This window comes from Thalassotalea sp. G20_0, from assembly GCF_017744175.1.
GTDB lineage: Bacteria > Pseudomonadota > Gammaproteobacteria > Pseudomonadales > Endozoicomonadaceae > Endozoicomonas.
In genome coordinates this window covers 1-12,171 of the sequence record NZ_JAGHQV010000083.1, presented here as the reverse complement: position 1 = coordinate 12,171, position 12,171 = coordinate 1, and the positions used below count along the sequence as shown (strand labels likewise).

The following is a 12,171-nucleotide window of genomic DNA, read 5'->3' as shown; positions in this document are numbered from 1 at the left end:
GGTGGTTCCCCATTACCGGACAACCATTTCTCAATATCAATCCACCTTCCGCGATCACCTCCAATCAAGCTTTCCGTCTTTGAAGATTGAAGAAGAAAAGAGTCTGAACTCATTACCTCCGGTTGACTTGGTACTGCCAGATTACAACATAGTTATCGACGTACAGGGACCTTCTCATTACGTGGATGATGATTTCAAAACAAGGAATGGTTCGACTTTGTTGAAAATCGCTCTGTTGCAAAAAGCAGGATTTGAGGTCATTGAAATCCCGGTTAGCAAGCTTGATAACCAGGATTCAATGAAAATAGTTATTGAGCAAATAAAGACAAAATTACCTTTCCTGCAGCAAGCTCATGGTCCTGTGTTACATAACAGTGGCGAGGAGGCCGCAGATGGGGCATACGTTACTGCCGATGAAGGAGGGCAATTTTCAGATGACTGTTATTTTACCGCCGAAGAATATTTGGAAGAGCAAACAGAAAAACCAAAAAAGAGAAAAAGGAAGAGGAAAAAGCCAGTAAAAACTGCTGCCTGGTCTGGTGATGCCGTAGAGTAGTCTACTTTTTATATTTTCCATGAATTAATGAAATATAATTATGAATAGAGGCGGTGCTGGTATCAGTTGGCAATGCGCAACATCAGGTAATGATTATAAACAACTGGATGATCGTACCGATTCTTCAGCGAGTGGGCGATACTGGCATGGCACAGTCAGACAGGTGAATGTGCCACTCCCCTATATCCAGAAGCGTAATGAATTTTATTCTGCCTCTGACGCCTGTTCTGCTAACCATCCACCAAGACACTCAATAAAACCTGTTCATGGTTTTAATGCTCTCATCACACAAGAAAGAATGGATTACCTGGTGAGCATATCTGCTCGTTTTGGTGATCGCTATGATGGCAAAAAACACAGTCAATTTGCCACTTTAATCAAACAATACACTTCAGCGTCAGGACGACCTTTGCATCACAGGGAACAACGCCAACTGATACCATTGTTACACGACTTTAAAGCTACCGCTGGATGGACCTGGCGAAGCCTGACGACAACGCTTCATTCATTTACTTCAGCGGGTGTTTTTACCCCTCATAAATACATGAATGAGGGAAGTAAAGAAACTCAGGCAGCTTTACTGTCAACTTTACTTGATAAAGCACTACTTAAGTGTAATCAAAAACCTCAAGCCCGGGATATCGATGCACAAGGTACCGCTAACCTGCTGTGGGTCCTGGCGAAACTTGCGGACAACGGTCTGGAGCTTGAGAATGCAGCGAAGCTCAAAGAGGCCGTGGCTGCTCTGTTACCCCATGTGAAAACCAAAGCCGAATCAAAAGAAGAGAAAGACCACTTCAAGCCACAGGAAGTCACCAACATGCTGTGGGCCTTGGCGAAACTGATAGACAATGGGCTGGAGCTTGAGAAGACAGCAAAGCTCAAAGAGACCGTGGTCATGCTGTTGTCCCATGTGAAAACCAAAGCCGAATCAAAAGGGGGGAAAGATCACTTCAACACTCAAGGTACTGCCAACCTGCTGTGGGCCATGGCAAAAATGGTGGACAATGGGCTGGAGAAAACACCGAAGCTCAACGAGGCGGTAGCCGCGCTGTTGCCCCATGTAAAAACCAAAGCCGAATCAAAAGAAGAGAAAGACAACTTCAGGCCACAGGGAGCCGCCAACCTGCTGTGGGCCTTGGCAAAACTGGTGGACAATGGCCTGGAGCTGGAAAAGACAACGAAGCTCAAAGAGGTGATGGCTGCGCTGCTGGTCCATGTGAAAACCAAAGCCGAATCAAAACAAGAGAAAGATCACTTCAAGCCACAGGAAGTCGCCAACCTGCTGTGGGCCGTGGCAAAATTGGTGGACAATGGGCTGGAGAAGACTCCAAAGCTCAAAGGGACCGTGGCCGTGCTGTTGCCCCTGGTGAGAATCAAAGCCGAATCAAAAGAAGAGAAAGACCACTTCAGCCCTCAGGGAGTCACCAACCTGCTGTGGGCCTTGGCGAAACTGGTGGACAATGGCCTGGAGCTGGAGAAGACTCCAAAGCTCAAAGAGATTATGGCCGCGTTGCTGCCTCATGTGAAAACCAAAGCCGAACCAAAAGAAGATAAAGACCACTTCAAGCGACAGCAAGTAGCCAACCTGCTGTGGGCCGTGGCGAAACTTGTGGACAATGGTCTGGGGTTGGAGAAAACACCGAAGCTCAAAGAGACCGTGGCCGTGCTGTTGCCCCATGTGCAAACCAAAGCCGAATCAAAAGAAGAGAAAGATCACTTCAAGCCACAGGAAGTCGCCAACCTGCTGTGGGCCGTGGCAAAATTGGTGGACAATGGGCTGGAGCTTGAGAAGACCGCGAAGCTCAAAGAGGCCGTGGCCGCGTTGTTGCCCCATGTGAAAACCAAAGCCGAATCAAAAGAAGACACAAACCACTTCAAGCCACAGGAAGTCACCAACCTGCTGTGGGCCGTGGCAAAATTGGTGGAAAATGGGCTGGAGAAGACTCCAAAGCTCAAAGGGACCGTGGCCGCGCTGTTGCCCCATTTGAAAGCCAAAGCCGAATCAAAAGAAGAGAAAGATCACTTCAAGCCACAGGGAGTCGCCAACCTGCTGTGGGCCTTGGCGAAAATGGTGGACAATGGCCTGGAGCTGGAGAAGACTCCAAAGCTCAAAGAGGTCGTGGCCGCGCTGCTGGTTCATGTAAAAACCAAAGCCGAATCAACAGAAGAGAAAGACAGCTTCAAGCCACAGCACATCGCCAACCTGCTGTGGGCCGTGGCAAAACTGGGTGAGGCCACTGAGCTGAGCCTGGTTAAATCTACGTTCGATTCTCTTGTCGACAGAATCAGTGAAACCCCTCAGCTTTCTCAGCAAGATATATGCATGTCTCTCTGGGGAGTCATGGTATTCTGTGCCAGAGTGTATCTGGACTCAGGTAGCAATAATAAAAACCCGCTTGAAAAGCACACAGGTGAATTATTTTCTCGATTGGGAAATACATCCTTAGGCAATACCGGAGATCAATCCATTATTGCCATGGCCGCAAGTTGGCTGGGGAGAGCGTGTCCGGTGGCTCCCAATTACCAGACAATCATTTCACAATCACAATCCACCTTACGCGATCAACTCCAATCAAGCCTTCCGTCGTTGAAGATTGAAGAAGAAAAGAGTCTGAACTCATTACCTCCGGTTGACCTGCTACTGCCAGATTACAACATGGTGATAGACGTTCAGGGACCTTCTCATTACGTGAGTGGTGACTTCAAAACCAGAAATGGTTCGACTTTGCTGAAAATCGCCCTGCTGCAAAAATTAGGGTTTGAGGTCATTGAAATCCCGGTGAACAAGCTTAATGACCAAGATTCAATGAAAAGAGTTATTGAGCAAATAAAGATAAAGTTAGCCGTTTCGCCAGAGGCTTATGGCTCTGTGTTACATAACAGCGGCGAGGGATTTGCAGATAAGGCATACATTACTGCCGATGCAGGAAGGCAATTTTCCGATGACTGTTATGTTACCGCCGAAGAATATTTGGAAGAGCAAACAGAAAAACCAAAAAAGAGAAAAAGGAAGAGGAAAAAACCAGTAAAAACTGCTGCCTGATGATGCCGTAGAGTAGTCTACTTTTTATATTTCCCATGAATTAATGAAATATAATTATGGACAGAAGCGGTGCTGGTGTAAGTTAGCAATGCGCAACATCTGGTAATGATTATAATCAACCGGATGATCGTACCGATTCTTCAGAGAGTGGGCGATACTGGCATGGCACAGTCAGACAGGTGAATGTACCACTCGCCTATATCCGGGAGCGTAATGAATTCTATTCTGCTTCTGACGCCTGTTCTGCTAACCATCCACCAAGATACTCAATAAAACCTGTTCATGGTTTTAATGCTCTCATCACACAAGAAAGAATGGATTACCTGTTGAGCATATCTGCTCGCTTTGGTGATCGCTATGATGGCAAAAAACACAGTCAATTTGCCACTTTAATCAAACAATACACTTCAGCGTCAGGACGACCTTTGCATCACAGTGAACAACGCCAACTGTTAGCATTTTTGCATGATTTTAAAGCTACCGCCGGGTGGAGCTGGCGAAGCCTGGTGACAACGCTTTATTCATTTACTTCAGCGGGTGTTTTTACCATTCATAAATGCATGAATGAGGGAAGAGAGAGACCACTTCAATACACAAGGTACCGTCAATCTGCTGTGGGCCTTGGCAAAACTGGGTGAGGCCATTGAGCTGAACCAGGTTAAATCTATGTTCGGTTCTCTTGCCGGCAGAATCAGTGAGACCCCTCAGCTTTCTCTGCAAGATACATGGGTGTCTCTCTGGGGAGTCATGGTATTCTGTGCCAGGTTTTATCTGTACTTCGGTAGAAATAATAAAAACCCGCTTGAAAAGCACATAGGAGAACTATTTTCTCGCCTGGGAAATACATCCCCGGACAATATAGAGGCGCAAACCGTCATTGCCATGGCCGCCAGTTGGCTTGGGCGACCGTGTCCGGTGGTCCCCTATTACCAGCCACTTATTTCACAATCTCAATCCACCTTCCGAGAGCAACTCCGATCAAGCCTTCCGTCTTTGAAGATTGAAGAAGAAAAGAGTCTGAACTCATTACCTCCGGTTGACCTGCTACTGCCAGATTACAACATGGTTATCGACGTTCAGGGACCTTCCCATTACGTGGGTGGTGATTTCAAAACCAGGAATGGCCCGACTTTGTTGAAAATCGCCCTGCTTAAAAAATCAGGATTTGAGCTTATTGAAATACCGGTGAAAAAGCTTGATAACCAGGATTCAATGAAAACAGTTATTGAGCAAATAAAAACAAAGTTAGCCATCCCGCCAGAGGCCCGTGGTCCTGTGTCACCTGACAGCAGCGAGTGTGCGGCAAGTGAGGCATATTTTACTGCCGATGAAGGAGGGCAATGTTCCGATGACTGTTATGTTACCGCCGAAGAATATTTGGAAGAGCAAACAGAAAAACCAAAAAAGAGAAAAAGGAAGAGAAAAAAGCCGGTAAAAACTAATGCCTGTTGATGCCGTAGAGTAGTCTACATTTTATATTTTCCATGAATTAATGAAATATAATTATGGACAAAGGTGGTGCTGGTATAAGTTGGAAATGCACAACATCAAGTAATGATTATAATCAGCCGGATGATCATACCGGTGCTTCCGGGAGTGGGCGATACAGGTATGGCACAGTCAGTCGGGCAAATACGCCACTCCCCTATATCCCGGAGCGTCATGAATTTTATCGTGCTTCTGACGCCTGTTCTGCTAACCATCCAACAAGACATTCAGTAAAACCTGTTCATTATTTTAATACTCTCATTACACAAGAAAGAATGGATTACCTGGTGAGTATATCTGCTCATTATGGTGCTCGCTATGATGGTAAAAAACACAGTCAATTTGCCACTTTAATCAAGCAATACACTTCAGCGTCAAGACGACCTTTACATCACAGTGAACAACGCCAACTGATAGCATTGTTGCACAATTTTAAAGCTACCGCCGGATGGACCTGGCGAAGCCTGACGACAACGCTTCATTCATTTACTTCAGCGGGTGTTTTTACCTCTCATAAATCCATGAATGAGGGAAGTAAGGAAGCTCAGGCAGCTTTATTGTCAACTTTACTTGATGCACTAATACTTAAATGCAACCAAAAACCTGAAACCAGGGATATTGATGCGCAAGGTACCGCCAACCTGCTGTGGGCCCTGGCGAAACTGGTGGACAACGGGCTGGAGTTGGAAAAGACACCCAAGCTCAAAGAGGCTGTGGCTGCACTGTTGCCCCGGGTGAAAACCAAAGCCGAATCAAAAGAGGAGAAAGACCACTTTATCCCTCAGCACATCTCCAACCTGCTGTGGGCCGTGGCGAAATTGGTAGACAACGGGCTGGAGCTGGAGAAAACACCAAAGCTCAAAGGTGCTGTAGCCGCGCTGTTGCCCCACGTGACAACCAAAGCCGAATCAAAAGAAGAGAAAGACCACTTCAAGGCACAGGAAGTCGTCAACCTGCTGTGGGCCCTGGCAAAACTGGTGGACAACGGTCTGGAGCTGGAGAATTCAGCGAAGCTCAAAGAGGCCGTGGCCGCGCTGTTGCCCCGGGTAAAAACCAAAGCCGAATCAAAGGCAGAGAAAGACCACTTTAATGCACAGCACATCGCCAACCTGTTGTGGGCCGTGGCGAAATTGGTGGACAACGGACTGGAGTTTAAGACACCGAAGCTCAAAGAGGCCTTGGTTGCTCTGCTGCCCGGGGTGAAAACCAAAGCTGAATCAACAGAAGAGAAAGACCACTTCAAGCCACAGGAAGTCACCAACCTGCTGTGGGCCCTGGGGAAACTGGTGGACAATGGGCTGAAACTGAAGAGCATACCGAAGCTCAAAGAGGTTATGGCCGCGCTGTATCCCCAGATAAAAGGCAAAGCCGAATCAAAAGAAGAGAAAGACCACTTCAAGCCACAGCACCTCGCCAACTTGCTGTGGGCCGTGGCGAAACTGGTGGACAACGGGCTGGAACTGGAGAAGACACCGAAGCTCAAAGAGGCCTTGGCCGCGCTGCTGCCCCGGGTGAAAACCAAAGCTGAATCAACAGAAGAGAAAGACCTCTTTATTCCTCAGCATATCGCCAATCTGCTGTGGGCCCTGGCGAAACTGGTGGACAACGGGCTGGAGCTGGAGAATACAGCGAAGCTCAACGAGGCCGTGACCGCGCTGTTGCCCCATGTGAAAACCAAAGCGGAATTAACAGAAGAAAAAGACCACTTCAAGCCACAGGAAGTCACCAACCTGCTGTGGGCCCTGGCGAAACTGGTAGACAATGGGCTGGAGCTGAGGAAGACATCGAAGCTCAAAGAATCCGTGACCGCGCTGTTGCCCCATGTGAAAACCAAAGCCGAATCAACAGCAGAGAAAGACCACTTCAAGCCACAGGAAGTCGCCAACCTGCTGTGGGCCTTGGCGAAACTGGTGGACAATGGGTTGGAGCTGGAGACGACAGTAACGCTCAAAGAGGCCGTGGCCGCGCTGCTGCTCCATGTAAAAACCAAAGCCGAATCAAAAGAAGAGAAAGACCACTTTATTCCTCAGCAGATCACCAACCTGTTGTGGACCGTGGTGACACTGTTGGAAAATGGGTTGGATCTGGAGAAGACACCGAAGCTAAAAGAAGCCCTGGCCGCGCTTTTGCAGCATGTGCAAGCCAAAGCCAAATCAAAAGAAAAGAAACACCACTTCAAGCCACAGGAGGTCACCAAACTGGTGTGGTCCATGGCAAAACTGGGTGAGGCCATTGAACTGAACCTGGTTAAATCTATGTTCGACTCTCTTGTCAACAGAATCAGTGAAAACCCTCGGCTCTCTCAGCAAGATGTATCAATGGCTCTCTGGGGAGTCATGGTATTCAGTGCCAGGTATTATCTGTACTTCGGTGACGATAATAAAAACGCCCTTGAAAAGCACATAGATGAACTGTTTTCTCGCCTGGAAAGTCCATCCCCGTGCAATACAGAGTTTCCATTCATCACTGCCATGGCTGCAAGTTGGCTTGGGAGGCCGTGTCCAGTGGAGCCCCATTACCGGACAATCATTTCCCAATCTCAATCCATCTTACGCGATCAGCTCCAGTCAAGCCTTCCGTCTTTGAAGATTAAGGAAGAGCAGAGTCTGAACTCATTACCTCCGGTTGACCTGCAACTGCCAGATTACAACACGGTGATTGACGTTCAGGGACCTTTTCATTACGTGAGTGGTGATTTCAAAACCAGGAATGGTTCGACTTTATTGAAAGTCGCTCTGCTGAAAAGATTAGGATTTGAGGTTATTGAAATACCGGTGGACAAGCTTTGGCAACAGGATTCAATGAAAAGAGTTATTGAGCAGATAAAGGCAAAGTTGGCCGTCTCGCCAGAGGCCCATGGCTCGGTGTCACTTAGCAGCGGCGAGTGGGTGGCAGACGAGGCATATTTTACTGCTGATGAGGGAGGGCAATTTTCGGATGACTGTTATTTTACCGCTGAAGAATATTTAGAAGAGCAAATAAATAAACCCAAAAAGAGAAAAAGGAAAAGAAAAAAGCCCGTAAAAACTGCTTCCCGGTGACGCCGTAGAGTAGTCTACATTTTATATTTCCCATGAATTAATGAAATATAATTATGGACAAGAGCGGTGCTGGTATAAGTTGGACATGCACAACATCAGGTAATGATTATAATAAATCGGATGACCATACCGGTGTTTCAGGGAGTGGGCGATACAGGTATGGCACAGTGAGGCGGACGAATACTCCACTCCCCTATATCCCGGAGCGTCATGAATTTTATTCTGATTCTGATGCCTGCTCTGCTAACCATCCACCGAGACATTCAATAAAACCTGTTCAGGATTTTAATGCTCTCATCACACAAGAAAGAATGGATTACCTGATGAGGATATCTACTCATTATGGTGATCGCTATAGTGGGAAAAAACACAGTCAATTTGCCACTTTAATCAAACAATACACTTCAGCGTCAAGGCGACCTTTGAATCATAGTGAACAAAGCCAACTGATACCATTGTTGCACGGTTTTAAAGCTACCGCCGGATGGGCCTGGCGAAGTCTGACGACAACGTTTCATTCATTTACTTCAGCGGGTGTCTTTACCCCTCATAAATACATGAATGAGGGAAGTAAGGAAACTCAGGCAGCTTTATTGTCAACTTTACTTGATGCAGTAATACTTAAGTGCAACCAAAAACCTGAAGCCTGGGATATCGATGCACAAGGTACCGCCAACCTGCTGTGGGCCCTGGCGAAACTTGTGGACAACGGGCTGGAACTGGAGAAGACACCGAAGCTCAAAGAGGCCGTGGCCGCGCTGTTGACCCGGGTGAAAACCAAAGCCGAATCAAAAGAAGAGAAAGACCACTTTATTCCTCAGCATATCTCCAACCTGCTGTGGGCTGTGGCAAAATTGGTAGACAAAGGGCTGGAGCTGAAGAAAACACCGAATCTTAAAGAGGCTGTAGCCGCGCTGTTGCCCCATGTGAAAACCAAAGCCGAATCAAAAGAAGAGAAAGACCACTTCAAGCCACAGGAAGTCTCCAACCTGCTGTGGGCCCTGGCGAAACTGGTGGACAATGGGCTGAAGCTGAAGAAGCTACCGAAGCTCAAAGAGGTTATGGCCGCGCTGTTTTCCCAGGTAAAAAACAAAGCCGAATCAAAAGAAGAGAAAGACCACTTCAAGCCACAGCACCTCGCCAACTTGCTGTGGGCCGTGGCGAAAATGGTGGACAACGGGCTGGAACTGGAGAAGACACCGAAGCTCAAAGAGGCCTTGGTCGCGCTGCTGCCCCGGGTGAAAACCAAAGCTGAATCAACAGAAGAGAAAGACCTCTTTATTCCTCAGCATATCGCCAATCTGCTGTGGGCCTTGGCGAAACTGGTGGACAACGGGCTGGAGCTGGAGAAAACAGTGAAGCTTAACGAGGCCGTGACCGCGCTGTTGTCCCATGTGAAAACCAAAGTCGAATCAACAAAAGAGAAAGACCACTTCAAGCCACAGGAAGTCGCCAACCTGCTGTGGGCCGTGGCGAAACTGGTGGATAATGGGCTGGAGCTGGAGAAGATGCCGAAGCTCAAAGAGGTTATGGCCGCGCTGTTGCCCCAGGTGAAAAGCAAAGCCGAATCAAAAGAAGAGAAAGACCACTTCAACCCGCAGGAAGTCGCCAGCCTGCTGTGGGCCGTGGCGAAACTGGTGGACAACGGGCTGGAACTGGAGAAGATACCGAAGCTTAAAGAGGCCGTGGCTGCGCTGCTGCCCCGGGTGAAAACCAAAGCTGAATCAAAAGAAGAGAAAGACCGCTCTCAGCATATCGCTAACCTGCTGTGGGCCGTGGCGAAACTGGTGGACAACGGGCTGGAGCTGGAGAAGACACCGAATCTCAACGAGGCCTTGAACGCGCTGTTGCCCCGGGTGAAAACCAAAGCCGAATCAAAAGAAGAGAAAGACCAGTTCAAGCCACAGCACGTCGCCAACCTGCTGTGGGCCTTGGCGAAATTGGTGGACAACGGGCTGGAGAAGACAGTAAAGCTCAAAGAGGCCGTGGCCGCGCTGCTGGTTCATGTGAAAACCAAAGCCGAATCAAAAGACGAGAAAGACCAATTCAACACTCAAGCTGCCGCCAACCTGCTTTGGGCTGTGGCGAAACTGGTGGACAAAGGGCTGGAGCTGGAGAAGACAGCGAAGCTCAAAGAGACCCTGGCCGCGCTGTTGTACCAAGTGGCAACCAAAGCCGAACCAAAAGAAGAGAAAGATCGCTTTACTCCTCAGCATATCGCCAACCTGCTGTGGGCTGTGGCGAAACTGGGTGAGGCCATTGAGTTAAACTTGGTTAAATTTACGGTCGATTCTCTTGTCGACAGAATCAGTAAAAACCCTCAACTCTCTCAGCAAGATATATCGATGTCTCTCTGGGGAGTCATGGTATTCTGTGCCAGGTTTTATCTGTGCTTCGGTAGAAATAATAAAAACCCGCTTGAAAAGCACATAGGTGAACTATTTTCTCGCCTGGGAAATACATCCCCGGACAATATAGAGGCTCAAACCGTCATTGCCATGGCCGCCAGTTGGCTTGGGCGACCGTGTCCGGTGGTCCCCTATTACCAGACAATTATTTCACAATCTCAATCCACCTTCCGCGAGCAACTCCAATCGAGCCTTCCGTCTTTGAAGATTGAAGAAGAAAAGAGTCTGAACTCACTACCTCCGGTTGACCTGCTACTGCCAGATTACAACACGGTTATCGACGTTCAGGGACCTTCTCATTACGCGAGTGGTGATTTAAAAATCAGGAATGGTGCGACTTTGCTGAAAATCGCCCTGCTGAAAAAATCAGGATTTGAGGTCATTGAAATCCCGGTGAACAAGCTTGATCACCAGGATTCAATGAAAATAGTTATTGAGCAAATAAAGGCAAAGTTAGCCGTCCTGCCAGAGGCTCATGGCTCGGTGTCACTTAGCAGCGGCGAGTGGGTGGCAGACGAGGCATATTTTACTGCTGATGAGGGAGGGCAATTTTCGGATGACTGTTATTTTACCGCTGAAGAATATTTAGAAGAGCAAATAAATAAACCCAAAAAGAGAAAAAGGAAGAGAAAAAAGCCCGTAAAAACTGCTTCCCGGTGACGCCGTAGAGTAGTCTACATTTTATATTTCCCATGAATTAATGAAATATATTGATGGACAGAGGCGGTGCTGGTATCAGTTGGCAATGCACAACATCAGGTAATGATTATAAACAACCGGATGATCATACCGGTGCTTCCGGGAGTGGGCGATACAGGTATGGCACAGTGAGGCGGACGAATACTCCACTCCCCTATATCCCGGAGCGTCATGAATTTTATCCTGCCTCTGACGCCTGCTCTGCTAACCATCCACCAAGACATTCAATAAAACCTGTTCAGGATTTTAACGCTCTCATCACACCAGCAAAAATAGATGACCTGATGAGGGTATCTACTCATTATGGTGATCGCTATAACGGGAAAAAACACAGTCAATTTGCCTGTTCAATCAAACAATACACATCAAGGTCAAAAAGACCATTAAATCACAGTGAACAACGCCAACTGATACCATTGTTGCACGATTTTAAAGCTACCGCCGGGTGGCCTTGGCGAAGCCTGACGACGACGCTTCATTCATTTACATCAGCGGGTGTTTTTACCCCACATAAGTACATGAATGAGAGAAGTAAGGAGGCTCAGGCAGCTTTATTGTCAACGTTACTTGATGCAGTAATAGTTAAGTGCAACCAAAAACCTGACGCCAGGGGTATGGATGCCCAAGGTACCGCCAATCTGCTGTGGGCCCTGGCAAAAATGGTTGGCAACGGGCTTGAGCTGGAGACGACACCGAAGCTCAAAGAAGCCGTCGCCACGCTGTTGCCCCATGTGAAAACCAAAGCCGAATCAACAGAAGAGAAAGACCACTTTAATCCACAGGAAGTCACCAATCTGCTATGGGCCGTGGCGAAACTGGTGGACAACGGGCTGGAACTGGAGAAAACACCCAAGCTCAAAGAGTCCGTGGCCGCGCTGTTGCCCCGGGTGAAAACCAAAGCCGAATCAAAAGAAGAGAGAGACCACTTTATTC

Annotated in this window: 7 protein-coding genes; all 7 read left to right on the top strand. The window is 47.8% G+C overall.

Annotation, left to right across the window (positions count from 1 at the left end):
• Positions 1-556 (top strand): RAP domain-containing protein (locus J7438_RS23845; protein ID WP_209278563.1); only part of this gene is annotated, 556 nt, incomplete at its 5' end.
• A gap of 40 nt (positions 557-596) precedes the next feature.
• On the top strand, positions 597-3,602 hold the full coding sequence (locus tag J7438_RS23840) for an RAP domain-containing protein (protein ID WP_209278562.1): 3,006 nt from the start codon (positions 597-599) through the stop codon (positions 3,600-3,602).
• 179 nt (positions 3,603-3,781) lie between these two features.
• Entirely contained in the window at positions 3,782-4,240 is a 459-nt protein-coding gene (locus J7438_RS23835; RefSeq protein ID WP_209278561.1) for a hypothetical protein, read from the top strand.
• Positions 4,167-5,054, top strand: coding sequence for an RAP domain-containing protein (locus tag J7438_RS23830; RefSeq protein WP_209278560.1), 888 nt, complete (start codon positions 4,167-4,169; stop codon positions 5,052-5,054). The genes J7438_RS23835 and J7438_RS23830 overlap by 74 nt, the downstream gene beginning before the upstream one ends.
• 53 nt (positions 5,055-5,107) lie before the next feature.
• Complete coding sequence (locus J7438_RS23825) at positions 5,108-8,131, top strand: RAP domain-containing protein (RefSeq protein WP_209278559.1); 3,024 nt, start codon at positions 5,108-5,110, stop codon at positions 8,129-8,131.
• Between the two features lie 53 nt (positions 8,132-8,184).
• Entirely contained in the window at positions 8,185-11,199 is a 3,015-nt protein-coding gene (locus J7438_RS23820) for a DUF1601 domain-containing protein (RefSeq protein WP_209278558.1), read from the top strand.
• Positions 11,200-11,252: 53 nt separating this feature from the next.
• The coding region (locus J7438_RS23815) for a hypothetical protein (RefSeq protein ID WP_209278557.1) at positions 11,253-12,171 on the top strand (919 nt) is incomplete at its 3' end.